Here is a 25945-nt window from a genome sequence, read left to right as displayed (position 1 = left end):
TCAGATTCCTCCCCCGGGGACCGGGACGATCAGCCGCTGGTAGTTCTCGACCGAGTTGCGGGCGTCCTCGATGTGACACGGCGTGGCAGACAGCAGCGTCTGCGCCTGCTGATGAACGAGTGCGACGAGCGGGTCCTGGGCCCGGCCGTTGGCCTGGGCCTTGGCGGCGAAGGCGCGCAGCAGGCCGAGCAGGACCTCGGGCTCGCCCAGCGCGCCGGTGTAGGTGGCACGGACCTGCTGCAGGCCCCGGCCGACCAGTTCCAGCCGGGCCCGGAACGCGTCCAGCGCCTCCCGGGTCTGGGGCACCTTGCCGAGCCGGGAGACGTCTGGGACCACCAGTTTCGGGGCCGGGACCACGGCCGCGCGGGTCTTGTCGACGAGCTTGGTCAGCTCGTCGGCCTCGGCCTCCAGTTCGCGACGGCGCGAGAGCGTGGCGCGGTAGTCGCGGCCCAGGTCGCGGTGGGCGGCGCCGGCCACGATCAGGTCGCGTTCGGCCTTGGCGGCGGCGGCCTCGATCGCGGCGAAGGGCCCGCTCACGTCGGAACCGCGGCGGGCCTTGGCGGCCAGTTCGTCCAGGCGCCGGGTGAGGGCGTCAATGTCGGGCAGGGCAGCCGGGCGGGCGGCGCGGCTGGAGGCCAGTTGCTCGGCGCAGCGCTCGAGGGTGGCGCGGGTGGCCTGGATCCGGGCGGCCACGTCGGCGGCCATCGGGTCGAAGGACAGTCGGGCGCGCAACGTGGCGGTGAGCGCGTCGGACAGCCGGCAGGCCTCGACCAGCGAGAGCGTCATGGTGGTGGATCCACTGCCGGCGCCGGTGCCCCAGATCACCCGGGACATCTCTTCACGCTGCTGCGGGCCGACCCGGCCGGAGTCCCAGATCTTGGTGAGCTCGCCCCAGCGGTCGCTGACCGACTGCCACATGCTCATTGCCAGGGCCAGGTCGGAGGTGTAGCTGTCGGCCTCGTCCGAGCGCAGGGCGGCCGCGTCGATCTGGTCGAGCTCCCGCTTGCGCGAGGCCCGCCAGGAGTCCAGCGCGCCCAGGTAGGTGCGTAGCTCGTCCACCCCGATGGCCTGGCCGAGGCGGCCGGGCGCGGCCGGGGCCATGGCGTGTTCCGGTTGCGTCATCGTGGGCAATTCGACCACGCTGCGCACTGCTTGCGCTGCACCAGGGTCACCGGCCGTCGACTTTACGGCCGTAGACGGCCTTCGGCACCGCCGGCAGCTCGCCGGTGCCGGCCATGTACTTGTCGGTGAGCCGTTGCAGCGTGCCGTCCGAGCGCATCTCCTCCAGCACCGCGTTCACGAACTGGGTGAACTCGACGTCGTCCGGGGCGATGCCCACGCCGTAGGGCACCTCGGTGATCGCCTCGCCCTTCACCTCGGCGTACGGATCCTGTGCGGCGAAGCCCGCCAGCACGGTGTCGTCGCTGGTGATCGCGATGACCTCGCCCTCCTGGAACTTCACCAGGCAGTCGCCGACGTCGCTGACCTCCAGCGGGTCGCCGCCCTGTTCCTTCAGGTTGGCCAGGCTGGTGGATCCGGTTGCCGCGCAGATCTTCTGGCCCTCGAGATCGGCCAGGGTGGTGGCCTTGGAGTCGCTGCGGACCAGCACCTTCTGCCCGGCCCGGTAGTACTCGGTGGAGAAGTTGATCGCGTTCTCGTCGAACCAGCGGGGGCAGGTCATCGTCATGGTGTGGGCCACCAGCTGCACGTCGCCGTCGATCAGGGCGGGCTGGCGCTCGGCGAAGTTGATCACCTTGTACTCGATCTTGAGGCCCGGGCCGATCTCGGTGGCGATCCGCTTGAGCACGTCGATGTCGAAGCCCTCGAGCTGACCGGTCTGGGAGTTGCGCGAGCCCCAGAGCTTCACGTCCCCGGCCACGCCGACCACGAGCTTCCCGGACTTGCGGATCTTGCCCATGGTCGACTCGTCGGACCAGGAGCTGGGGTTGGTGCTGATGCCGTCCGGAGCGAACGAGGCAGTGGCGGACAGACCGTCCTGGCTGCACGTCTCCACCTCGGTGGCGGCCAGGACCGCGGCCGCGGGCTGAGCCTGGATGGTGGCCGTCGGGGCCGCGCCGCAGCCGGCCAGCAGCAGAACGCCGGCGGCAGTGGCGGTCAGAGCGCGCTTGGAAAGATTCATCACCATCACCGGTACTCGTCGAGTCGGAGCGAGACTCCCCACCAGACGCCGCCCGCGCAGAGCAGGCCGACCACCAGCAGGATCAGGGCCACCGGCAGCAACCGGTCGTTCGCGTCGCCCAGCCGGTCCGAGGCGGCCGTCGCCTGAGTCTCCAGGTCTTTCTGGGTGGTGTCGGAATAACTCTGGAACAGGTCGTTCACCGAACCGTCGGCCGTGCTGATCGCCTGTTTGACCGCGGTGTCCCAGTCGCCGTCCACGTCGGTCTGGTTGATCGCCTGGTGCGCCGTGCCGTACTCGTCCAGCTGTGTCTTGGCGGTGAAGTAGATCCGCTCGTCCAGGCTGTCGACCGCCTTGTCGAAGGCGTCGTTCCAGGCCTTGTCCTCCTCATCGGCCGAGCCCCGGTTGATCAGGGTGAGGCTCTCCTGAGCCTTGGCATCGAAGGCGGCCACGCGGGAGGTGCTCAGACCGATCGCGTGGTTCAGCGGCCCGTCCCGGACATCGCTGGCCTCGCTCTGCGCCGAGGACATCACCACCGCGGCCCCGATCAGCACCACGACCAGCCCCAGGGTGGACGCCGCGGCGGGCAGATTGACGTAGCGGTGCGAGTGCCGGGTGAGGAGAACCTGCGCGTAGACCAGGCCGCCGACGCCGATCACCGCGGCCAGGAGCAGCAACCAGCGAGCGTTCGCACCCTGCGAGAACGCGCTCTTCACGTCAGCCGTATCGGCGTCCGCGCGCTCCTGCAGCGGCGGGATGATCTTGTCCCGCATCAGGTTGCTGGCGGACTCCAGGTAGTTCGCCCCGACCGGATTGCCCTCCCGGTTGTTCGCCCGGGCCGAGGCCACGTAGGCCGAGTAGCGGTTGAGCGCGGCGTTCGCCTGGCCCAAGGCCTGCGCGTCGGCCCCGCTGTGCCGGGCGGCCTCGGCCAGTTCGATCGAGGCGTCGCTCAGCGCAGCCAGATAGGTGAGGCGCTGCTCCTGCGGCTCGAGCCCGAAACCAAGGTACGAGTTCGTCGCGGCCGCGTCGGCCTGGGCCAATTTGGTCTGCACGTCCTGGAGGAGCAAGAGATGAGCAGAGGACGCGGCGGCCCGGTCGAGCGCGGAGGCGCGCATCTGCAGGGCCCACCCGCCGAGCAGGGCGGAGAGCACCACGCAGGCCACGGCGCCCAGCGAGATCAGGCGCAACCGGCCCGGGCTGCCGGAGAGCGAGGCCCGGATGGCCTGGCTCGCCTCGGCCAGACGGCTGGGCGGTGGGGCCGGGACGTTGCGCGTGAACACGGGGGCCGGAACGACGGTTTGGCTCACTGCGCACTCTCCTGGCCGGTGGTCTCGGGAGCGCTCACATCCGTGTTGACGTCCGCCTCGGGCGATTCGTTGCTTTCGGTTCCGGCAGTTTCGTCCGCCGGGTGTTCACTGCCGTCCAGATCGCTGGGCAGCAGTTGGCGCAGCTGCTCCACGGTGGGTGTCTCGACCTCGCGCAGCCGCCAGGCCTGGTGGCCGATCGCGGCCTCGAGCACGTTGCGGGCCCAGCGTCCGTTGCCGAACCCGACCGGACGCTCGTCCGGCAGCAGTTCGCGGAACCGCTGGCGGGCGTCCTCCTCCACCACGTAGTCGGCGTTACCGGCGTGCATCAGGAAGATCTGCTCGAGCTCGTCGTCGGTGTAGTCACCGAACTCGATCGTGGTTCGGAAACGGCTGGAAAGACCCGGGTTGCTGGAGATGAAACCGGCCATCGGGAGCGGGTATCCGGCGACGATCACGACCAGGTCGTCGCGATGGTCCTCCATCTCCTTGACCAGCGTGTCGATCGCCTCGGTGCCGTAGTCGTCCCCGGCCAGCGAGTACGCCTCGTCGATGAACAGCACCCCACCGAGCGCGCTCTTGACCACCTCGGCGGTCTTCGGCGCGGTCTGGCCGAGGTAACCCGCCACCAGTTCCGAACGGTCGACCTCGATCAGATGCCCCTGAGCCAGCAGGCCCAGCGCGCGGTAGATGCCCGCCACCAGCCGGGCCACCGTGGTCTTGCCAGTGCCGGGGTTGCCGTTGAACACCAGGTGCCGGGTGATCGTGACACTGCGCAGACCGGCCTCGGCACGTAGTTTTTCCACCCGCAGCAGCTGGGCCTGCCGGTGGATCTCGTTCTTCACCGAGGTCAGGCCGATCAGCTCGTCGAGTTCGGCGAGCAGCTCTTCCAGCGTCTTGGGCGGTACCTCGGGCTCTTTCGGTTCTTCAACTGCAGACGCTGTGGGTGCCTGAGGCTGCTGAGCAGAGGTTGCGCCCGGGGTCGGCTGGAGCGGGGTGCTCGGATCCTGGCCCCCGGTGAAACGCCAGCCGCCGGGCAGGTCCTGGACCGAGACCGGGGCGAACGGAGCCGGTGCGGGCAGGGTCGGAATCTGCGGAAACCCTGGAACTGGGGACGTTTGGCTCGCCGGCGTGAGGGCCGTGGACCCAGGTGGTTGCTGGCTGCCCGGATGGAGATTGGCCCCCGCCAGTTGTGCGCCGGAGGCAGCCGAGGCGTTGGCCACCACCCGCATCGCCGGTTCGCCCAGTGAGCAGGCGGCGGAGGCCACTTCGGTGAGCGCCTTGGCGTAGTCTCCGGCCCGATCGGATCCGCTGTGCACCAGCTGGATCAGCAGTGCGGTGGGGGCGTTGCGCCAGCGCCGGGCGCTGCTGGCCGCGTCGAAGAAGTCCTGCACCGTGCGGCCCAGCGCGGCACCCCAGGCCTGAGCGGCGCCGGTGGCCGATTCGGCGATGGCGGCCGCGAAAGCCGCTCCCTCGGACTGCACTTGAGCTTCGTCCAGCCCGGCGGCTGTGCCGACGGCGGCGAGCTGCTGCAGCGCCGGGACGAGTTCGTGGCGATCGTTCATGCCGTCCCCGATGGTGGTTCGAGCCGGCGCGCCGGCGGCGTACGGCCCGGATCCGTCGGTTCGTCCTCAAGATCCGGCTGAGCAACGGACGAGGTGGCCGGGGGCGGTGCCTGCGACAACGGCGGCGGCGCCTGGCCCGGTTGGGATGGTGCGGTGATCTCACCGAGCTCCAGACCCGATCCCGCGCCGAACTTCTCGGCGAGGAACTGGCCGTGCGCGATCAGCGCGGCCGCATCGGCCCGGACCACCGCGTCCAGGATCTGGTCCATCTTGTAGCCGAGCAGGTCGAGCTGGTCGCACAGCACGAGCAGCGCCGTCTTGCCGTTGGCGATCGGCCGGGTGTCGGCCCAGGACCGGGGCAGCCGCAGATAACCGCCGACCGCCTCGGGCAGGTAGCTGGTGGCGGTGGCGACCACGGTGTGCGCCTGGTAGCTGCCGGCGCCGAGCTGGTCGAGCCGGGGAACGATGTCACGCACGATCGAGGCCACCCGGGCCACCCGGGACAGGACCATGGTGGGCACCCGCTCGGCGATCTCCTGCTCGAACTCGGCGAGCTCGACCAGGAGTTCCTCGCTGGTCTTGACCTTGGGCAGCTCCAGCCGGGGGGCCTCCGGCTCGGGCTCGCGGCCGAACATCCGGCCGAGCCAGTCACCGAAGGCCACGACCGCCCCGTTCTGTACGCATGATCAGCTCTTCAGCTCCACAACTGGTGCTTACCTCTGCCGCTCTGCCCGCGTCGGCTCCCCTGCCCACGCCGGCCGTTCTTCGTGCGCCGCCTACCCTGCTCACACCAGCCGCTCTTCGAGCTTCTGTTGCTCTGCTCGCCCGGACGGCACCGGCGCCGGACCGCCGCGCCCACCCCGCCGCGTCCGTTGTTCCCGTCCGCACGTGCTTCCCCGCCCCTGCCGTTGTGCTCTCCTCAGCGACCGATGCCCAGGTCCAGCGAGCCGCCGCGTTCGGCCTGGGCGGTGCGCTGATCGTTGGCGTGCACCCGGTCCAGGTAGCCGCGGGCCTTGGTGGTCTCGGTCTCCAGCGTGCCGATGGTGGCGGCCATCGTGTCCAGCGCCTGCACCTTGAAGGTGTCGATCGCGTCCATCGTGGCGTAGATGTTGGCGAAGGCCTTCTGCAGCTCGGGCAGGCCGACCGCGGCCGAGGCGGCGCCGGCCTGGATCCGCGCCGAGTTGTCCTTCAGCATCTCCGAGGTGCTCTCGATCATTCGCGAGGTGGTGCTGTTCAGCGCGGTGATCTGGTCCAGCACCAGCTGCTGGTTCGACAGCGCCTGGGCCACGATCACGGCGGTGCGCAGGGCCGAGACCGTGGTGGTGGTGGCCCGGTCGACGCCCTTGATCAGCTCCAGGTTGTTCTTGATGATGATGTCCATGGCCAGGTAGCCCTGGATCGAGACGGCCAGCTGGGTGAGCAGGTCCTGGTGCTTCTGCCGGACGTAGAACAGCACGTCCTCGCGCAGCGCCTTGGCCCGCTGCGGGTCAGTGGCCTCGAACTCGGCGATCTGCGCGGACAGCCGCGCGTCCAGCCGCTCGGCCACGTAGATGTACTGGTTCAGCCGGGCCATCGTGGTCCACAGCTGCTGCTTCTCCTGGTTCAGCGAGGCGTTGTCGCGGCGCAGCTCGTCCTGGCCGTTGTACAGCGCCTGGATGATCGCGTTGAGCTGCTCCTGCGCGCTCTGGTAGCGCTGGAAGTAGTCCCGGATCTTGTTGCCGAACGGGATCATCCCGAGGAACTTCTTGCTGCCCTGCGCACCCTTGGGGTCGAGGTCCTCGACCGTGCGGCGCAGCTCGATCAGCGTGGCACCGACCTTGGAGCCCTGCGACAGCCCGCCCTCGTTCAGCGCCTTCACCGGCACCTGGAGCAGCCGGTTGGAGCTGTCGGCGGCCTCCCGGATGTCGGTGTCGCCCATGGTCCGCACGTCGTTGGTGCGGCTGGCGAACTCCGGCGACTTGGGGTCGGCGGTCATCAGCGAGCCGATGTAGTCGTCCACCTTGGCGTCCAGACCGGGCAGGGCGGCCGGGTCGACGGCCGGGGCCAGCTCAGGGGCCTGGGTCTGCGCGATGGCGGGCGGTGGCTCGGGCGCGGACAGGGTCAGCGAGGGCGCGGCCGGGGCTGGCGGCTCCAGCCTGGCAGCAGCCTGAAAACCGGGGCTCGTAGGCTCGCTCATCGGATCCCTTTCGCGTCAGTTCCCCCCGGACGCCGCTCCGGCATCTGGGCTTTGCGCGGGCCCGGGAGGGCCCGCACCTTGCAGAACGCTCCACCCCGGACCGGCGTTGCATCACGATCCGGGATCGTCCGGCGACCCTCAGGTCAGCCTAAGCGCTCACCTCTCCGGTGCGGGGTCACCCACCGGGAACTTTCCACGCCAACAGCGCAATCGCGACGCCCAGGACATACATCGTCAGGACGTCCTGCTGACGGGAGCGGACCAGCAGGCCCAGGCAGAGGTGGTCCGGCAGCACCGCGCGAGCGGTGCCGCCGGCCAGCGCGGCCAGGGCGAGCACGAAGCCACCGACCTTGAAACTGATCAGCAGGGTCAGCGGCAGCGAGGCCGCGACCAGCAGCAGCACCACCAGGAACGCGGTCCGGCGAACCGCTAGCGACGGACCGTCCACCCTGTTCAGCTCCCCGATGCTCACTGTGCCCCGTCCGTCCTGATCAGTGGGCGAAGTGCCGGGTACCGGTGAGGTACATGGTCACCCCGGCGGCCTGCGCGGCCGCGATGACCTCCTCGTCCCGGATCGAGCCGCCGGGCTGGATCACCGCGCGCACGCCGGCCTCGAGCAGCACCTGCAGGCCGTCCGCGAACGGGAAGAAGGCGTCGGACGCGGCGACCGCGCCCTTGGCCCGGTCGGTGCCAGCCCGCTCGACCGCCAGGCGGCACGAGTCGACCCGGTTGACCTGGCCCATCCCGATGCCGACGCTGGCTCCGCCGTCGGCCAGCAGGATGGCGTTGGACTTGACCGCGCGGATCGCCCGCCAGGCGAACTCCAGGTCGGTCAGGGTGGCCTCGTCGGCCGGGGAACCGGCGACCAGCGTCCACTTCGAGGGCTCGTCGCCCCCGGTGGCCTCGACGTCACCGGCGCTGGCGTCGATCCGGTCGACGTTCTGCAGCAGCAGGCCGCCGCTGATCGGCCTTGATTCAACTGCCTCGACGGCCGGGGAAGCAGCGGGCACCTTCAGCAGCCGGATGTTCTTCTTGCGGGTGAGCACCTCGAGGGCGGCCGGCTCGAAGTCGGGGGCGGCCACCACCTCGGTGAAGATCTCGGACAGCTGCTCGGCCATGGCCGCGCTGACCGGCTGGTTGGTGGCCACCACGCCGCCGTAGGCCGAGACCGGGTCGCAGTTGTGCGCCTTGAGGTGGGCCCCCGCCACGCCGCCGGAGCCGCTCTCCACCGCGATGCCGCACGGGTTGTTGTGCTTGATCACCGCGACCGTGGGCAGCTCGCCGTGGTCGTGTGCGGCGCGCCAGGCGGCATCGGTGTCGACGTAGTTGTTGTACGACATCTCCTTGCCGTGCAGCTGCTCGGCGTGCGCCAGGCCGGGCCGCTCGCTCTTGTACAGCGCGGCCTTCTGGTGCGGGTTCTCGCCGTAGCGCAGCACCGCCTCGCGCTGGTACGTGGCGCCCGCCCAGACCGGGAAGCCCGAGCCGTCCTCGGCCGGGGCCAGCACGCTGCCCATCCAGGAGGCCACGGCCACGTCGTACTCGGCGGTGTGCCGGAACGCGGCGGCGGCCAGCTGCTGCCGCTCGGCCAGGGTGAAGCCGCCCGCGGCGACCGCGGCCAGAACATCTGCGTAGCGGGCCGGGTCGACCACGACGGCGACCGAAGGGTGGTTCTTGGCCGCGCCGCGCACCATGCTCGGGCCGCCGATGTCGATCTGCTCGACGCACTCGTCCGGGGTGGCGCCGGAGGCGACCGTGGCCGTGAACGGGTACAGGTTGCTGATCAGCAGGTCGAACGGCTCGACGCCGAGCTCACCGAGCTGCTGCACGTGCGAGTCCAGGCGGCGGTCGGCCAGCAGACCGGCGTGCACCTTGGGGTGCAGCGTCTTCACCCGGCCGTCGAGGCACTCGGGGAAGCCGGTCAGGTCCTCGACCTTGGTGACCGGCACCCCGGCGGCGGCGATCCGCCCGGCGGTGGAACCGGTGGAGACCAGGGCCACCCCGGCCTCGTGCAGGCCGCGGGCCAGCTCTTCAAGGCCGGTCTTGTCGTAGACGGAGACCAGCGCGCGGCGGATCGGCAGCCGGGAGGCCGCAGCGGCGGAATCAGGGGTGGCAGTGGTTTCACTCACGGCACCAGACGATATCCGTTACCGCCGACAGTTCTGCACCGGCGTCGGCTCCCTCCGGCCGGTTCCAGGGCCGGTTTCCGGGTCAGCCCCCGGTGGCAGCCCGGGACACCTCCGGGTACTCCCGGATCACCGGGGCGGTGGATCAGTTCAGCCGGACCTTACGGCCGTCCACCGTCCAGCCCTGGGTGGCCATCCGTTCCACCACGTCCACCAGCAGGTCCCGCTCCAGCACCTTGATCCGCTCGTGCAGCGTCTCCTCGGTGTCCTCGTCCAGCACCTCGGTGGCCCGCTGGGCGATGATCGGCCCGGTGTCGGTGCCCGCGTCGACCAGGATCACCGAGCAGCCGGTCACCTTCACCCCGTGCGCCATCGCGTCCCGCACGCCGTGCGCGCCGGGGAAGGCGGGCAGCAGCGCCGGATGGGTGTTGATGATCTTGCCGCCGTAACGGTTCAGCAGCGGCTCGCCGAGGATCCGCATGAACCCGGCCAGCACCACCAGATCGGGTGCGAACGCGTCCACGGCCTTCAGCAGGCCGCGGTCCCAGGCCGCGCGGTCGGGAAAGTCCTTCAGCTGGACGACCGCGGTGGGTACGCCCGCCTTCCGGGCCCGCTCCAGGCCCAGCGCGTCAGCACGGTCCGAGAGCACGGAACTGATGGTGTAACCCTGTGCGTTGTCCAAGAGTGCCTGCAGCAGAGTGCCGCTGCCGGACACGATGACGGCGACCCGCGGTAGCGCGGCTGCGCCCTTGGTTCCGGCGTCGGCGGGTACCTGGGGATCCTCGGTCACGAACGGAGACGATAGCCAGGTCGGGCCGGTCCCGGCCCGCCGGACCCCGCACAAGGGTCCGGGAACGGTGCGCAGCCGTCACGAACTGCCGGTAGAAGATGTTTTGAGAACCTTGGAAGAGCGGCTGCCCCCGGGTGGCCCCGAGTCAGCGATGAGGAGCCGTGCCGAGCATCCCGAACCCCGGGCCGGGTAACACCTGGCCCGAAGCACCGGAGAACCGTCCGGTGCCGCAGGACGACGACCGCCGCACCGAGGTGGCCGGCGCCCCCGCAGGGAGCCCGCATGCCCCAGAGACAGTTCCGCCGGAGCCCGGGACCAGCCCGATCCCGCCCGGCGAGACCGGGGCCACGCACCGTCCGCCGCTCTCCCTCGGTGAGATCCCCGCGTCCTGGCTCCCGGTTCAACCGGCCCAGCCGGCCCAGTCACCCGAGAACGAGCACCCCGAATCCAGCCGGGACAACCCCCAGCCAGACACCCAGAACGACGCCGTGAACCCGGACGCTCCCGGCCGGTCTTCGCCCGACCAGACTTCGCCCGAGCAGTCCTCCGACCACGGAACCGCGAGCGACGGGCCGGGAACCTCCGCCAGCCCGAGCCCGGCCGAGCCCAAGCCGAACGCTTCTGCCCAAGCGGTATCCCCGCCCGGCCAGACTCCGTCCGCCCAGCACCAGGACGGAGCAAATGAGCCTGGGGCACCCTGGCCCGGCCAGCACCCCACCGGCCAACCCTCACCGGGCCAATACCCACCTGGACAGTTCCCGCCAGGCCAGTCCCCGGCCGGCCAGTACCCACCGGGCCCATACCCGCCTGGGCAGTTCCCGGCCGGGCAATTCACGCCGGACCAACACCCCGCCGGCCAACACCCGTCTGGACAGTTCCCACCGGACCAGCACCTCGCCGGCCAATCCTCACCGGGGCAGTTCCCGCCGGGCCAGTACCCGCTCGGTGGGCCTGAACAGTCCGGGCCGCCGAGCCCGCAGGGGCCGCACGGTCAGCCGGGCTGGCATCTGCCGGAGGCCAAGCGCAAGTCTCCCGAGGAGTTGAAGGCCTCGGTCCTGCGCACCCGGGACCGGCTCCGACTGTTCATCGTCATGGTGATCGGCCTGCTCATCGTGTCTGAGCTGGCTCTGCCGTTCCGGTTGGCCGGCATCGGGCTGGGTCTGGCCGCGGGCTTCGTCGGGGTCAAGGTGCTGATCGGTCTGGCCGAGATGCGCCGGGCTGGACTGGGCGCGCGCGGAGTGGTTTTCACCGTGTTCGGTCTCGGGCTCAGCGGCATGCTTCTGTTCGTTCTGGTGACCCAGGCGGTCTACTACCCTGTGGTCGCCGATCTGGAGGAGTGCCAGGAGCGAGCCATCACCACCTCGGCCGCCGAGACCTGTGTGGACGAGACGAATGCTCGCTTCGAGAACATCCTCGAGAACATGAACCAGCGCATCCGCAACTGATCGCCGTTCCGAAAGACGCCCCGCAGCAACGGCAGCGATCAGCAACGTAGGACGAGCGGGGTCGGCCTGGTGTTACGGGCCGACTTCGCGCTCGGGTTGTGATGAGGCCGTGAGCTGGTGCGGCTGACTGTCGGCCGGTGCGCGTCCCTGGACGAGCTTTGTCGTTAGTGGCTTCCGGCCGGGATCAGCCGTGCTCTGAGAGCACCGCCTACTCCGCGATGTGTACACCTGGTCCCAGGCGTACTCGATGTACGCATTCAGGGGTGACCTCGCCGGACCTCCAAAGCGGCTCCGCGCCGGTTTAGGCGGGCCAAAAGGCATGCCCAAGGAGTCAAACGGGTCAAAGGCCCGACTGAGAGTCAGGCGAGCCAAAGGCCCGACCAGGGGTCAAGAGGCGTGGCGAGGCGGATCGGTCCGCTTGCGAGGGCTGGTCGGTGGGTCAGGTCGGTCCAGCCAGGACAAGGGGTCGTGGGTGGCGTCGGCCAGGGACGCGGGGCCCGACTCAGAGGCCGAGGCGGAGGCTGCGGGCAGGTTGGCGAAAGGGTTGTCCGGCTCTTGGACCCCTGGTCGTCGCGGTGCCCGGTTCTTGGGCAGGCCGCCTGCGGGGGTTTGCCTGGGCGGGGTCCGGACGCCAGAACGTGGGGTTGCGGGCGCGGCCCCAACGGATTCGGTTTGGCCGCCGAGCCCGACAGCGCCCGTTGCCGTTCCTTGTCCAGAGGCGCCAGCCTCAACAGGGTTGTTAAAGGCGGGACGTCCAAGCCAGCGCACGACCAGACCGAAGGCAACCGTCAGGACGATCGCGGCGCCGGCCTCGGCGGCTATGAACAGGGCGAGTGCAGGTACGTCGGGGCCCATGACGGTCAGTCGGCCTGGGCCGGCCGGACCACCGGAGAGCCAGCCGAGCAGGGCCCAGACCAGAACCATCAGCACGGCGGCAACCAGGGAGCGGACCAGGGGTACGCGCACGTGGTGCGGAACGCGCTCGATCATCCTGCGGGTGGACGATGCGTCGACGTGGATGAGGTTGCGGCCCAGGGGCATCCGCAGCACTCGATATCCCGTGACCATGCCGCCGACCACGGGGATGGCGACGAGCAGCCAAAGGGTTTCCGGGCCGGGGGCAGAAGGCAACGCGCCCAGGACGGGTAGGGCCGGCAGTGCGCCAAGGTCCAGTTGCCCGGGGGCGACCGTGGTATCGGTGCCGACCGAGAAGCCGGCCCCGGAGGCGTAGGAGCCCGACCAGATCACCAGGTTGGGCACCACCAGAAGCTGGGCCAGGGTCAGCACGATGCCACCGACGACACCGGTGTTCAGCGCCGAGTGCAGCATCGTCACCCGGTCCCAGCCGAGGACGGTGGCGGTGATCAGCAGGATCAGGGCCGCGCCGAGCTGGACGCCGACACCGAGCAGGACCGGCCGGAAGCAGCGGCGGATCACCTTGGGGGCTCGCGACTTGTCCACCAGCAGACGCAGGCCGGGGATCACTCCCCCGCCGACCCAGGCCGCCATGCCCGCGGCACCGGCCAGGCAGACGATCGTCATGGCCCCGGCGAAGGTCTGGCCGAGCAGGGGACGAACCTCCTGCGTGGTCACGAACACCGCGACGGCGGTGACCAGGCCGGTGTAGGTGAAGGCGAACACGGCCATCGCCTTGGGCCGGGGAGCGCGCGGGCGGGCCCGGCCGATGCCTTCGCGGATCTGGTCGGCGTTCGGGTCCAGGCCGCGGGCCAGGCGTACTCCGCCGATCCAGCAGGCGATCACCGGCACCAGCAGCAGGCCGATCGGGACCAGTCCGATCTGCCCCTCGGCGATCACGAGGCCGGAGTGGTGCGCGAGCAGCCAGGTGCCGGTGCCGAGCTGGACCACGTCGGTCCACGGCGCCCGGCTGTACGAGGCGGTGGCCCAGGCCAGCACCACCGGGACCATCACCACCACGAGCGAGGCGATGGCGGCCTGAGCGGCGACGACCGCGGAGTAGAGGACGACGTGTGGATGCCGTCCCCGGGCTCGGATCGGCTCGGCCACCGCCTCTGGCCGGATGCGGTCCCGTACGGTGCTCATCCGAGTCATGCTGGTCCAGGAAGCCCCCGTGACGTGGGAACTGGGCGGGGGTGTCGCCGGATAGGTGACGAGTCACAGGTTTGGGGCGAAGGGCGTCTACCCGGCCGACCATTCGCAGAAGCGGCCGAAAGCACCCAACGTGCCCACACCCGTTTCGTCCTCAAACACCAACCACAAAACGGTTCGGCCGCAGGAAGCCCGAACCTACGGGCCCCTGCGGCCGAACCGCTGTGCGAACCGGATCAGAGAGCGGAGACGATCTCCCGCATCAGCTGGGCGGTTTCGCTCGGCGTCTTGCCGACCTTGACCCCGGCGGCCTCGAGGGCCTCCTTCTTGGCCTGGGCGGTACCGGACGAGCCGGAAACGATCGCGCCGGCGTGACCCATCGTCTTGCCCTCGGGGGCGGTGAAGCCCGCGACGTAGCCGACGACCGGCTTGGTCACGTGCTCCTTGATGTAGGCCGCGGCCCGCTCCTCGGCGTCGCCACCGATCTCGCCGATCATCACGATCGCCTTGGTGTCGGGGTCGGCCTCGAACGCGGCGAGCGCGTCGATGTGGGTGGTCCCGATCACCGGGTCACCGCCGATCCCGACGCCGGAGGAGAAGCCGATGTCCCGCAGTTCGTACATCATCTGGTAGGTCAGCGTGCCGGACTTGCTGACCAGGCCGATCGGGCCGGCGCCGGTGATGCTGGCCGGGATGATGCCGACGTTCGACTTCCCGGGGCTGATCAGGCCCGGGCAGTTCGGGCCGATCAGCCGGGTGGTGCCGGAGTTGACCGCGTGCTGGTAGAAGTCGGCGGTGTCGTGCACCGGCACGCCCTCGGTGATCACGACGGCCAGCGGGATGCCCGCGTCGATCGCCTCGTACGCCGCGGCCTTGGTGAAGGCGGCGGGCACGAAGATGACGCTGACGTCGGCGCCGGTCTCCTTGATCGCCTCGGCGACCGAGCCGAAGACCGGGACGGACACGCCGCCCTCGAACTCGACCGTGGTGCCGGCCTTGCGCGGGTTCACGCCGCCGACGATCTGGGTGCCGGACTTGAGCATCAGCTGGGCGTGCTTCTTGCCCTCGGAACCGGTCAGGCCCTGGACGATGACCTTGCTGTTCTCGTCGATGAAGATCGCCATCGCTCAGGCTCCCTTGGCTGCGAGCTCGGCCGCGCGGGAGGCGGCGCCGTCCATCGTGTCCACCTGTTCCAGACCGGCCAGCTTGGCGTCGGTCAGGATCTTCCGCCCCAGTTCGGCGTTGTTGCCGTCGAGCCGGACCACGAGCGGACGGGTGACGGCCTCGCCGCGGGACTCCAGCAGCGCGAAGGCCTGCACGATGCCGTTCGCCACCGCGTCACAGGCGGTGATCCCGCCGAAGACGTTGACGAAGACGGACTTCACCTGCGGGTCGGAGAGGATGATCTCCAGGCCGTTGGCCATCACCTCGGCGCTGGCGCCACCACCGATGTCGAGGAAGTTGGCCGGCTTGGAGCCGCCGAAGTTCTCACCCGCGTAGGCGACCACGTCGAGCGTGCTCATCACGAGCCCGGCGCCGTTGCCGATGATCCCGACGTTGCCGTCGAGCTTCACGTAGTTGAGGTTCTTCTCCTTGGCCTTCGCCTCGAGCGGGTCGGCGGCGGCCTTGTCGGCCAGCTCCTCGTGCCCGGGGTGGCGGAAGCCGGCGTTCTCGTCCAGCGAGACCTTGCCGTCGAGCGCGATGATCTTGCCGTCACCGCTCTTGATCAGCGGGTTGACCTCGACGAGGGTGGCGTCCTCGGACTTGAAGACGGTCCAGAGCTTCTGGATGACCTCGATGATCTGCGGCTTCACGTCTTCGGCGAAACCGGCGGCGTCGACGATCTCCTGGGCCTTGGCCGCGTCGATGCCGGTGATCGCGTCGACGGGGATGCGGGCCAGAGCCTCGGGCCGCTCGACCGCGAGCTCCTCGATCTCCATGCCGCCCTCACGGGAGGCCATGGCGAGGTAGGTACGGTTGGCCCGGTCGAGCAGGACCGAGAAGTAGTACTCCTCGGCGATGTCGGCGCCCTGGGTGACCATGACCCGGCGCACGGGCAGGTCCTTGATGGTCAGCGCGAGGATGTCCTTGGCGCGCTCGGCGGCCTCTTCCGGGGACTTGGCGAGCTTGACGCCGCCCGCCTTACCCCGGCCACCGGCCTTGACCTGCGCCTTGACGACGACAACGGAACCTTCGAGCTTGCTGGCGGCCTCGGCGGCCTGTTCCGGTGTGTCGGCCACGACGGCGTCCAGCACCGGTACGCCGTGGGCCGCGAACAGGTCGCGAGCCTGGTATTCGTACAGATCCACGGGTGGGTCCTCAACGACGGGGACGGTTGTGTTCGTCGAGCCTAGTCCGGACAGGTTGGTCTGCCGGACCAAGTAACCGTGTAGCGCGTCACGTCAGGGCCGCGATCCGGACGTTCGCCTCTGGCCGCCGGGATTCAGGGGCCGATTGCAGACGTCCGTGGTCACCGGTCCGGGTGACGCGCGGGTCGGGCAGCAAGCAGAGGACGTGCGGGCCGGGTCGGGAGGGACAGCTCGGCATGGCAGGCTGCGGGGGTGATTGTGGCTTCTCGGCAGCATCGACGGTACGGCCTGGCGCGCTCCGGTGCGGTGACGAGTCTGCTGGTCAGCGGCCTGGTGCTGGCCGGTTGCTCGTCCTCGGACGAGCCTGAGGCGCAGCCGGGTCAGCCGGGCGTCTCGCCCACTGCGGACAGCCGTGACCTGCCTACTGGCACCGGCACTGCATCGCCCGAGGCGACTACGGATCCGGCGGAGGCCTGCGTGCAGTCAGCGGTCTCCGCGATGACCACCGCCGAGCAGGCCGGGCAGCTGGTGATGGCGGGCACCCCGCTGACCGACGCCGATGCCGTGGTGCCGGTGGTGAAGCGCAATCACCTGGGCTCGGTGTTCCTGCACGGGCGCAGCAGCCGTTCGGCGGCCGGGCTGAAGAAGGAGATCAACCGGATCCCGGCGATGCAGGCGGGCGAGGCCACGATCGAGCCGCTGGTCTCGATCGACCAAGAGGGCGGGAACGTGCAATCGCTGCGGGGTGCGCGCTGGGGCAACCTGCCGGCCGCCCGCAAGCAGGGGGAATGGGACCCGGCGCAGCTCACGCAGGAGACCGAGGCCTGGGCCGAGGACCTGGCCAAGGCCGGGATCACGATGAACCTGGCCCCGGTGGCCGACGTGGTGCCGAGCGGCACGGAGGACCGTAACCCGCCGATCGGTAAGTACGGACGCGAGTACGGCACCAGCAGCACCCAGGTCGCCGATGCGGTGGCCCGGGTCACGCAGGCGCTGCAGGCGCAGAACGTGGTGGCGACGGTGAAGCATTTCCCCGGTCTGGGCCGGGTTTCGCTGAACACCGACCTGTCGGCCAACGTGATCGACACCAGGACCAGTGCGGACGACGCCTACCTGCAGCCGTTCGTGGCAGGCATGGAGGCCGGGGCGGGCGCGGTGATGATGTCGTCGGCGACGTACGACCGGATCGACTCGGAGAACCGGGCGGTGTTCTCGCCGACGGTGATCACCGAGCTGCTGCGCGGCCAACTGGGCTGGCAGGGCGTGGTGATGACCGACGACGTGGGCGCGGCCAAGGCGGTCGCCGACGTGAAGCCCGGGCAGCGGGCCGTGCGTTTCGTGGACGCCGGCGGTGACCTGGTGCTGACCGTGGAGCCGGGCCTGGCCCGCGAGATGATGCGGGCACTGGCCACGAAGGGCGCCAACGACGCGGACTTCGGCGACAAGATCGAGGCCGCGGCCACCCGCGTGCTCACCCTGAAGCAGACGGCCGGGCTCCTGACCTGTTCTCCGGAAGCCGGTTCTACAACTTCGTGACCGGGGCGTAGCGCAGCAGGAGCCGCTTCACCTCACCGCCGAAGTCGATGTGTGCCACCGTCTTGTCGCCCTCGCCGACCACCTCGACCACCTTGCCCATGCCGAACGCGTCGTGGGTGACCCGGTCGCCGGGGGAAAGGTTGATCAGCGCCCGGTTCCCCGGACCACGCCCACCCGGGCGCTGGGCCAGCCGGGCCACCGCCGGGCTGGCGGACGTGCGCATCTGGGTGGACTCGCTACGCCGCCAGGTGACCAGGCCGGGCGGGATCTCGTTGAGGAAGCGGCTGGGCGGGTTGTAACTGGGCTGGCCCCAGGCACTTCGGATGGCCGCCCGGGTGATGTAGAGCCGCTGCTCGGCCCGGGTCAGGCCGACGTAGGCCAGACGGCGTTCCTCGGCCAGCTCTTTCGGCTCCTGCAGCGAGCGCATGTGCGGGAAGTTGCCGTCCTCCATGCCGGTCAGGAACACGACCGGGAACTCCAGGCCCTTGGCGGTGTGCAGGGTCATCAGCGTGACCACGCCCTCGTCGGCCTTGCGCTTGGCCTCGTCCTCGTCCTCGTCGGGGATCTCGTCCGCGTCGGCGACCAGCGAGACCTGCTCGAGGAAGTCCTGCAGCGAGCCGTCCGGGGTGGTGCGGGCGTACTCCTGGGTGACGGCGACGAGTTCGGCCAGGTTCTCCACCCGGGTCTCGTCCTGCGGGTCGTGGCTGGACTGCAGCTCGTCCAGGTAGCCGGTCTGCTCCAGCACGGCCTCCAGCACCGTGCCCGGGTCGGAACCGGCCTCGACCAGGGTGCGCAGCTCGTCCAGCAGCAGGGCGAACTTCTTCACCGCGGTGAGCGAGCGGGTGGCGATGCCGGGTGCTTCCTGGGCCCGGAACAGCGCGTCGCCGAAGCCGATGTTCTCGCGCTCGGCCAGCGCCGCCAGCGCCCCCTCGGCCCGGTCGCCGATGCCGCGCTTGGGCACGTTGATGATCCGCCGCAGGTTGACCGTGTCCTGCGGGTTGACCAGGACCCGCAGGTAGGCCAGCGCGTCCTTGATCTCGCGGCGCTCGTAGAACCGGGTGCCGCCGACCACCTTGTAGGGCACGCCCGCGCGCACCAGCACCTCTTCCAGCGCCCGGGACTGGGCGTTGGTGCGGTAGAAGATCGCCACGTCGCCCGGGCGGACCTTCTCGTTCTTGCCCAGCCGCTCGATCTCCTCGGCGACGAAGGCGGCCTCGTCGTGCTCGTCGTCGGCCACGTAGCCGGTGATCTCGGCGCCGTCGGCCCCGGCGGTCCAGAGCTTCTTCGGTTTGCGGTCGGGGTTGTTCTCGATCACCGCGTTGGCCGCGGACAGGATGGTCTGGGTGGAGCGGTAGTTCTGCTCCAGCATGATGGTGTGGGCCTGCGGGTAGTCCAGCTCGAACTCGATGATGTTGCGGATCGAGGCACCGCGGAAGGCGTAGATCGACTGGTCGGCGTCACCCACCACGGTGAGCTCGGCCATCGGGATGACCGGCTTGTCCGGATCCGGCTTGCCCTGGGTGGCGGTCTCGCCGCCGACCAGCTCGCGGATCAGGACGTACTGGGCGTGGTTGGTGTCCTGGTACTCGTCCACCATGATGTGCCGGAACCGCCGCCGGTACTGCTCGGCCACCTCAGGGAAGGCCTGCAGGATGTTCACCGTGGTCATGATCAGGTCGTCGAAGTCGAGCGCGTTGGCCTGGCGCAGCCGACGCTGGTACCCGGTGTAGACCTCGGCCAGGTTGCGCTCGGCCGGGTTGCTGTCGCTGACCCGGGAGGCGTTGGTCTCCTCGTCGATCAGCTCGTTCTTCAGGTTCGAGATCTGCGCGCCCAGGCTGCGCGGGGAGTACTTCTTCGGGTCCAGGTCGAGCTCGCGGGCGACCAGGCCGATCAGGCGCTGCGAGTCGGCCGAGTCGTAGATCGAGAAGTTGGAGCGCAGGCCCACCTTCGGCGCCTCGCGGCGCAGGATCCGCACGCAGGAGGAGTGGAAGGTGGACACCCAGATCGAGGCGGCCCGCGGGCCGACCATGGTGGCCACCCGCTCACGCATCTCGGCGGCGGCCTTGTTGGTGAAGGTGATCGCCAGGATCTGGCCGGGCCGGACGTTGCGGGCGGCCAGCAGGTAACCGATCCGGTGGGTGAGCACCCGGGTCTTGCCCGAGCCGGCCCCGGCCATGATCAGCAGCGGCGAGTCGCGGTGCAGCACAGCGGCGGCCTGCTGCTCGTTCAGGCCCTCGACCAGCTTGGCCGGGTCCAGGTTGGGTGCCACCGCCCGCAGGTCACGCTTGGGCTCCTCGCCCGCTTCCTCGTTCTCGCCCTTGGCGATCCGGGGCAGCGGGTAGCGCTTGGCCGACCGCTCGGCGGCCAGCTGCTTGGCGTTCTCCTTCTTGGACAGCTCCACCGGCTCGCCAGCCCCCTCAGCCTGCCCAACTTCCCCCGGCTGCCCGGCCCCTTCTGCTTGCCCCGCCGTGCCGACCTGCCCGCTAACGCCCGCCTGCCCCACATTGCGCGGCCGCGGGGTCTCGGTCCACACCACCCCACCGGGACGCTGGGGCGTCGCCGGCTCTTGGGCCGCGGCAGACTCCTGCACCACTGAAGAGGTGGGCTCGACGACCACCGGCGCCGCCTCGGGGGCTGTGGCGGTGGCGCGCCGATTGCCCGCCTTGCCCTTCTTGGGCGCCGGGAAGTCGTCGGGGAGGTCGAATAGCGTGCTCATCGGAAATCAGCCTACGTGCCCGCACCGACAGCCATGACCCTCGATCCCGGTCCGAGGCCGAGCCACCGAGCAGTCACCCTGGTTTCGAGGCTGAGCCCGCCGAGCAGTCGCAAAGTAGTCCCCGAACCGTGAGCAGGCGGGCGGACAGGGACACCTCGACGACGTGTACACCTGGCACCGGATGGACCACCTTTACACATCGCGAGCAGTCGTTCGCCGGGCCCTGTGCCATAGCACTGAGGTAAGGGCCGCGCGGGCGCACCGCAGCGAGAGGGGGTGGATCCGCCGACCGGGCGCTGGAGCGGGCGATTCCAGGGATCGCGGAAACAAAGTGCAGCCAGAGCACACTTTGTCTCCGCGTTGTCGCGAATTCGCCGAACAAGCCATCACGGTCGGCATGACCTCCGAAGCCCGACCTAGAGCAGACGGCGGTCGGCCGCCCAGCGGGTGAGTTCGTGCCGGCTGGAGAGCTGGAGCTTGCGCAGCACCGCCGAGACATGGGTCTCCACCGTCTTCACCGAGATGAACAGCTCCTTGGCCACCTCCTTGTAGGCGTAGCCCCGGGCGATCAGCCGCATCACCTCGCGCTCGCGGGCCGAGAGCCGGTCCAGCTCGTCGTCCACCGCAGCCACCTCACCCGCCCCGGTGCCGAACGCGTCCAGCACGAAACCAGCCAGCCGGGGCGAGAACACCGCATCGCCGGAAGCCACGGTCAGCACGGCCGCGATCAGCTCGGTACCGGTGATCGACTTGGTCACGTACCCCCGTGCCCCAGCCCGGATCACCGCGATCACGTCTTCGGCGGCGTCCGACACGCTCAACGCCAGGAAGCGGGTGACCGGCTCGGCGCCCTCGGCCGGCTGACCGTTCGGCGACGTGGGCCCGATCAGTGAGGCCGACCTGGACAGCACTTCCCGTCCGCCGGGGCGCATCGTTCCCCCGGGCAGGTGCACGTCGAGCAGCACCACGTCCGGCCGGGCCTGGGCGACCACGGCGATCGCCTCTTCCACATCGCCGGCCTCGCCGACAATGTCCAGCCTTCCGTCGGCGACCGCCGGGGCGAGCTCGGCCCGGACCCCGCTGCGGAACACCCGGTGGTCGTCCACGATCACCACCCGCACGGGCAACTTCACGGCGGGGGTTGCTTCCTGACTCACTTTTCCTCCTCCGGGGCGCCGTCGTCCGGCAGCAACAGCCGGACCTCGGTGCCCTCGCCTGCTTCGCTGCGGATCCGGGCCGATCCGCCGTGCCGTTCCATCCTGCCGATGATCGACTCCCGCACGCCCAGCCGGTCCTCCGGCACTGCGGCCAGGTCGAAGCCCGGGCCCCGGTCGCGGACAAACGCCTCGATCCCGTCGGGCATGCACTCCACGTACACCCGGACCGACTCACCTCCGGCGTGCCGCGCCGCATTCGCCACGGCTTCGCGCAGGGCCGACAGCAGCGAGATGGCCCGCTCGTCCACCGGCCGGTCGCCCACCGTGACCACCTCGATCACGGCGCCGTGCACGTCTTCCGCCTCGGCCGCCAGGGCTTGCACCCGGGCCGAGATCATCGTCGGGTCGTTGTCCGCCCCGCCGTACAGCCAGCCGCGCAGGTCACGTTCCTGAGCGCGCGCCAGCCGGTTCACCTCCGCGCCGTCCGAGCTGCGGCGCTGGATCAGCGCGAGGGTCTGGAGCACCGAATCGTGCAGGTGGGCGGCAATGTCGGCCCGTTCGGCCTCGCGCACCCGGCCGGCGCGCTCACTGTCCAGCGCGCGCCAGAACCGCACTCCCCAGGGGGCGAATACCACGGCCACCCCGACCAGCACGGCGAAGGTGGCCAGCAGGGTCTGGCCGAGCAGCAGAGGGTCTGTGTTCTGCAGGACCATGAGCACGATGCCCAGCACCACCAGCACTACGCCGAGCAACAGCCGGAGCGTGGCGGCGCGGGTGGTGAAGCCGGTGGGCGAGAACCAGCGCGAACGGTCGGCCTCGTCGAACTGGGCGTAGGCGATCACGGCGCCGGAGGCGACGATCAGCATGGGCAGGACCAGCCCGGCCTGTACGTCCCAGCCGCTCCAGGAGGCGACCAGGACGGCCGCGGCGGCGAGCAGGCAGAGCCCCGCGAAAAGATCCGCTCGTAGCCGGGTGCGCCGGGTGGAGCGTTCTTCCTGCTCCACTTGCTCGACTGCGGCGGCGACGGCGGCGGCCCGGGCGGCCTGGGCCGCGTCGGTGGCGCTGCTGGTGGGCTGGGCGCCGGGCTCTACGTTCGCAGCAACGGACGCCGGGGCCGACAGCGTTTCTGGCTCACCTACGTCCATTGTTTCGCTGGTGGGCTCTTCAGAAATTTTGGACGCGTCGGGCGCCGCTTCCGGCTGGGTCACCGGTGCGGTGCCTACCTCGGGCGCGGAAGCGGGCGCGGCCGCCGGAACCGCCCCGGACGCGGGGAACGGCCTACCCCCGATCTGTGTGCCCAGGATCGGCCCGCCGGTGTAGGGGGTGTAGCTGGACTGGCGTAGCGCCTGTTCAGCGGCCTCGGCTGCGGCAGCCGACGACTCGTCCGGCACCAGGGCCCACAACCAGGCGTACAGAACTGCGCCCGGGCCGCCCATGAAGGTGGCCACGATGAAGATGAAGCGGACCGCGCGAACCGGCAGGCCCAGGTGAACCGCTACTCCGGCCGCCACTCCGGCCAGCATCCGGTGGTGCTGCGGGCGGACCAGCGCAGGACGGCGGCGGGGACCGGGCGGCATCGAGCCAGGAGGCACGGGCCCGGACGACAGCGGGGCAGACGACAGGGGCGCAGCCATGGGAGGCCGCGCCGCCGGTGCCCCGACGCTCGGATCCGGGCCGATCAGGCCAGGCGGTGTGCTCACCGGTCAATCGTCACACGTACCTACGCGCTTGCCCTCAGGGACGAGCCCGGTCTTCGGATCAGGGTGGTCTCCGGGGCACCCCCGATCCCGCTGAGAGCCTTGAGCGAGCAGCATCTTCGGTAGACCTCCGGCCCTGCTCTCCCGCAGGAGCCGGCTCAGTACCACCGAGCACCGATCGAGGGGGCCATCACATGTCCGGAACGCAGGAACCGGGCGGCGCTGTCTGGGGTACGCCCGAGCCGCCACCGAACCAGGGGCAGCAGGGCGCACCCGGCCCTGGACCGGCCGGCCCGAACTCCTGGGGTGCGAGCACCCCGGGCAGCCCTGGCGGCCCTGGCAGCTCAGGCGGCCCAGGCGGCCCAGGTAACTGGGGCGCGGGCAACGCAGCGCCGGGCGCGCCGTCCGGCTGGGGCCCGCCGCCCGAGCCGGGCTCGCCGGACCGCCGTCCGGGTGACGACTTCTTCGGCCGGATCCGGGATTTCGGTGCGGCCCGGCCCTCCGAGGGGCGTTGGGTCGCCGGTGTGGCCAGCGGTCTGGCGCGCCGGCTGGACATTGACCAGACGCTGATCCGCGGTGGTTTCGTGGCTCTTTCGATCGTCGGCGGGATCGGCGTGGCGCTGTACGGGATCTGCTGGATGCTCCTTCCGCAGCAGCATGACGGCCGGATCCACCTGCAGGAAGCGATTCGCGGGCGGTTCAGCGCGGGCTTCTTCGCGGCCGTCCTGCTGTCGCTGGCGCTGGTCGGCGGGGGTAGCGGCAGCATGTTCGGCAGCGCGGGCTTCTGGAACTTCCCGGGCACGCTGGTCCTGGCCGGGCTGATCGTCGCCGGTCTCTGGTGGATGGCCAAGAAGCTGCCGCAGCCGGACCAGACCCAGCAGAACCAGGCGACCGGCGGCGTGCACAGCGGCGGCCTGCACGGGGGCGGTGTGCACGGCGGCGGTATGCACGGCGGCGGGGTTCCGAACCACGGGATGCCGCACTGGACCACGCCCGAGGGCAGTAAACAGCTCGCCGACAACGCGGCCCGCTGGGGCCGGGAGACCGGCGACGCGGTGCACGCCTGGGCCAAGGACTTCAGCCAGCGCTCACCGCACGCCGAGGCCTCCTGGGCCCGGGCCGAGGCGCAGCGGCAGGCGCGGGCCCGCACGGCTCCCTCACGGCGGGTTCGGCTGCTCACCCTGGGCGGCGCCCTGATCGCGGCCACGTCGATCCTGATCGCCGAGGCCTACGGCGACGTTCCGGGCTGGGCCGGGCTGACCGCGCTGGGTGCGGCCGTGGTGGTGATCGCCTGCGGAGTGGTGGCGAACGGGCTGCTGGGCCGGCGCAGTCCGGGCCTGGCCGCGCTGGGCATCCTGCTCGCCCTGATCATGGGGGCCGGGGTTGCCGCCCAACGCGCCGGGGTAGACACCAATCAGCACCTGGCCGTGGTCGGCGAGGCTCGCTGGGCGCCGGAAAGCCGTAGCGCCGCCGAAAGCCAGTACAACCTGGGCATCGGCGAGGCCAGCCTGGACCTGACCTCGGAAGCCGCACTGCGTGGCGCCACTGCCGAGAACCCACTGGAGGTAGAGGCCAACGTCGGGCTCGGGCGTCTGGTCCTGACCATTCCGGACTGGCTGCCGGTGGAGGTCGAGACCCGGCTCGGCGCCGGTGAAGTGGTGAAGCCCGACGGTACGCGGATCGAGGTCCGCAACGACTCCGACCGCCAGACCCGCACGCTCACCTACGGTTCCGGTGAACCCGTGCTGAAAGTGGTGGCGCAGCAGGGTGCCGGCCAGCTGGAGATCAAGCAGGAGGGGCAGGGCCTTCCGTCCGGACTCGAGACTCCGGCCGATGAGCTGCCCAGCGGTAGCAACTCGGAAGGGGAGAACTGATGAGCAACAACGACTTCGAGAACGAGGTGGCACCGGCCAAGCGGGTTCCAGACGCGGACGACCCTGCGGGGAACACCGAGCAACTGCCGGTCGACGCTCCTGGCGCCACGCGGAAGTTCGAGCTGGACCAGACCCGGTCTTTCGAAGCAGAAGCAACGGACGTAGCCGGTGGGGTTGAGCCGGCGGGTTCGGCTGAGGATGCCGGCGAGATCGAGAAGGACACGGCGGACAAGAGCGGTGAGGCGGGCGCGAAGCGCACGTTCGATCCGATCGTGCCGGTAAACGCGCCGGTCCCCAGCTCGAACCCGCTCGATCTGAGTGAGCCGGTCAGGCCAGGCACAACGGGTAGCGGGTCACCAGATCCTGCGCAGTTCGAGAGCACGCAGTCCGGGGTCACCCCAAGCGGAATCACACCGCCCGGGGCCATTCCCGCTGAGGCCGCCTCGCCGGGCGCCGCCTCTCTCGGAACCACATCATCCGAAGGCCTGCCATCCATGCCCACCACGTTTTCTGGAGGAGAGCCCGCGGATCAGACGGCGGCCAAGTCGGCGCCGCAGGAACCCGGAACCAAGCCAGCCAAGCCCACGGTCGAGGAACAGGCAGCCGCCTTCATCGCCGCCGAGAACCCTGCCCCGGCGTTCCGGCCCGAGAACGAGTCCGAAACCGGCTTCGTCGGGTACATCACCTCCAAGCGTGGGCCGCAGATGCCCCCGCAGGGTGACGCCGCACGTCCTCAAGCACCGCAATTCACCCCCGCCGACAACCCAGCCCCCGGAGCACCGGTCAGCGCAGTTGCCCCACCGCCCCCGCTGGGCCACCCGGGCATCCGGATTCACACCGTGGTGATCGGCCTGATCCTGCTCGCCATCGGCCTCAGCACCCTGGTCAGCCAACTCAGCGGCATCTCGGTCAACCCGGGCGCGGTGATCCTGGCAATCATGCTCGGAGTGGGCGTCACCCTGATGTCCGCCGCGATCAAGCGTTCTCAGAAAAGCCGGGCGTAACAGCCGAGGGCCCTCTCTCCGTGTTGGAGGGAGGGCCCTCGGACG

Annotated in this window: 19 protein-coding genes; 4 read left to right on the top strand and 15 right to left on the bottom strand. The window is 70.3% G+C overall.

Annotated elements, in window-relative coordinates; genetic code table 11:
- The 9 genes from LR394_RS21760 to purN all read right to left on the bottom strand — a co-directional run bounded on the left by LR394_RS21760 (position 1) and on the right by purN (position 10095).
- The gene (locus tag LR394_RS21760) at positions 1–1122 is read right to left on the bottom strand and encodes a hypothetical protein (protein ID WP_231444827.1); all 1122 of its coding nucleotides are present in this window, start codon (positions 1120–1122) and stop codon (positions 1–3) included.
- Positions 1123–1168: 46 nt separating this feature from the next.
- Positions 1169–2140: a glutamate ABC transporter substrate-binding protein gene (locus tag LR394_RS21755; protein ID WP_231444825.1), complete on the bottom strand. Its 972-nt coding sequence runs from the start codon at positions 2138–2140 to the stop codon at positions 1169–1171.
- A gap of 5 nt (positions 2141–2145) precedes the next feature.
- Positions 2146–3444 (bottom strand): hypothetical protein, encoded by a 1299-nt coding sequence (locus tag LR394_RS21750; protein ID WP_231444823.1) that lies wholly within the window; start codon positions 3442–3444, stop codon positions 2146–2148.
- A complete protein-coding gene (locus LR394_RS21745) occupies positions 3441–5006 on the bottom strand; it encodes an AAA family ATPase (RefSeq protein WP_231444821.1) in 1566 nt (521 codons plus the stop codon). The genes LR394_RS21750 and LR394_RS21745 overlap by 4 nt, the downstream gene beginning before the upstream one ends.
- Positions 5003–5668 carry a hypothetical protein gene (locus tag LR394_RS21740; RefSeq protein ID WP_231444819.1) on the bottom strand — a complete coding sequence of 222 codons (666 nt, stop codon included), beginning with the start codon at positions 5666–5668 and terminating at the stop codon, positions 5003–5005. Before LR394_RS21740 ends, LR394_RS21745 begins: the two co-directional genes overlap by 4 nt.
- Positions 5669–5925: 257 nt before the next feature.
- Complete coding sequence (locus LR394_RS21735; RefSeq protein WP_231444817.1) at positions 5926–7182, bottom strand: toxic anion resistance protein; 1257 nt, start codon at positions 7180–7182, stop codon at positions 5926–5928.
- Positions 7183–7357: 175 nt separating this feature from the next.
- Entirely contained in the window at positions 7358–7654 is a 297-nt protein-coding gene (locus LR394_RS21730) for a DUF3017 domain-containing protein (protein WP_231444815.1), read from the bottom strand.
- Between the two features lie 19 nt (positions 7655–7673).
- Entirely contained in the window at positions 7674–9308 is a 1635-nt protein-coding gene (gene purH, locus LR394_RS21725) for a bifunctional phosphoribosylaminoimidazolecarboxamide formyltransferase/IMP cyclohydrolase (RefSeq protein WP_231444813.1), read from the bottom strand.
- A gap of 142 nt (positions 9309–9450) precedes the next feature.
- Positions 9451–10095 carry a phosphoribosylglycinamide formyltransferase gene (gene purN, locus LR394_RS21720; RefSeq protein ID WP_231444811.1) on the bottom strand — a complete coding sequence of 215 codons (645 nt, stop codon included), beginning with the start codon at positions 10093–10095 and terminating at the stop codon, positions 9451–9453.
- A 161-nt stretch (positions 10096–10256) separates the two neighbouring features.
- Between purN and LR394_RS21715 the strand changes: the two genes are divergently transcribed.
- Positions 10257–11540 carry a hypothetical protein gene (locus LR394_RS21715; RefSeq protein ID WP_231444808.1) on the top strand — a complete coding sequence of 428 codons (1284 nt, stop codon included), beginning with the start codon at positions 10257–10259 and terminating at the stop codon, positions 11538–11540.
- A gap of 387 nt (positions 11541–11927) precedes the next feature.
- Here the strand turns inward: LR394_RS21715 and LR394_RS21710 are convergent, their stop codons facing one another.
- The 3 genes from LR394_RS21710 to sucC form a co-directional block, all read right to left on the bottom strand.
- Positions 11928–13601 carry a cell division protein PerM gene (locus LR394_RS21710; protein WP_231444806.1) on the bottom strand — a complete coding sequence of 558 codons (1674 nt, stop codon included), beginning with the start codon at positions 13599–13601 and terminating at the stop codon, positions 11928–11930.
- A 242-nt stretch (positions 13602–13843) separates the two neighbouring features.
- On the bottom strand, positions 13844–14731 hold the full coding sequence (gene sucD, locus LR394_RS21705; protein WP_231444804.1) for a succinate--CoA ligase subunit alpha: 888 nt from the start codon (positions 14729–14731) through the stop codon (positions 13844–13846).
- Positions 14732–14734: 3 nt separating this feature from the next.
- Positions 14735–15916, bottom strand: a complete 1182-nt coding sequence (gene sucC, locus LR394_RS21700; RefSeq protein WP_231444802.1) for an ADP-forming succinate--CoA ligase subunit beta — start codon at positions 15914–15916, stop codon at positions 14735–14737.
- 252 nt (positions 15917–16168) lie between these two features.
- Between sucC and LR394_RS21695 the strand changes: the two genes are divergently transcribed.
- The gene (locus LR394_RS21695; protein ID WP_231444801.1) at positions 16169–17452 is read left to right on the top strand and encodes a glycoside hydrolase family 3 N-terminal domain-containing protein; all 1284 of its coding nucleotides are present in this window, start codon (positions 16169–16171) and stop codon (positions 17450–17452) included.
- On the opposite strand, the gene pcrA is transcribed toward LR394_RS21695, so the two are convergent.
- The 3 genes from pcrA to LR394_RS21680 form a co-directional block, all read right to left on the bottom strand.
- Positions 17439–20168 (bottom strand): DNA helicase PcrA, encoded by a 2730-nt coding sequence (gene pcrA, locus LR394_RS21690; protein WP_231444799.1) that lies wholly within the window; start codon positions 20166–20168, stop codon positions 17439–17441. The two genes, LR394_RS21695 and pcrA, sit on opposite strands and share 14 nt — an antisense overlap.
- Positions 20169–20584: 416 nt before the next feature.
- A complete protein-coding gene (locus LR394_RS21685) occupies positions 20585–21325 on the bottom strand; it encodes a response regulator transcription factor (RefSeq protein ID WP_331283091.1) in 741 nt (246 codons plus the stop codon).
- Positions 21322–23025 (bottom strand): ATP-binding protein, encoded by a 1704-nt coding sequence (locus LR394_RS21680; RefSeq protein ID WP_231444796.1) that lies wholly within the window; start codon positions 23023–23025, stop codon positions 21322–21324. The genes LR394_RS21685 and LR394_RS21680 overlap by 4 nt, the downstream gene beginning before the upstream one ends.
- Before the next feature lie 191 nt (positions 23026–23216).
- On the opposite strand from LR394_RS21680, the gene LR394_RS21675 reads away from it, so the two are divergent.
- Positions 23217–24896, top strand: a complete 1680-nt coding sequence (locus LR394_RS21675) for a PspC domain-containing protein (RefSeq protein WP_231444794.1) — start codon at positions 23217–23219, stop codon at positions 24894–24896.
- The gene (locus LR394_RS21670; protein WP_231444791.1) at positions 24896–25900 is read left to right on the top strand and encodes a hypothetical protein; all 1005 of its coding nucleotides are present in this window, start codon (positions 24896–24898) and stop codon (positions 25898–25900) included. Before LR394_RS21675 ends, LR394_RS21670 begins: the two co-directional genes overlap by 1 nt.
- Positions 25901–25945: the final 45 nt, after the last annotated feature.

Source organism: Kineosporia babensis, assembly GCF_021129305.1.
Classification (GTDB): Bacteria; Actinomycetota; Actinomycetes; order Actinomycetales; family Kineosporiaceae; genus Kineosporia; species Kineosporia babensis.
Note: the sequence above shows the minus strand (reverse complement) of the source record. Positions and strands in the feature narration are given on the sequence as shown.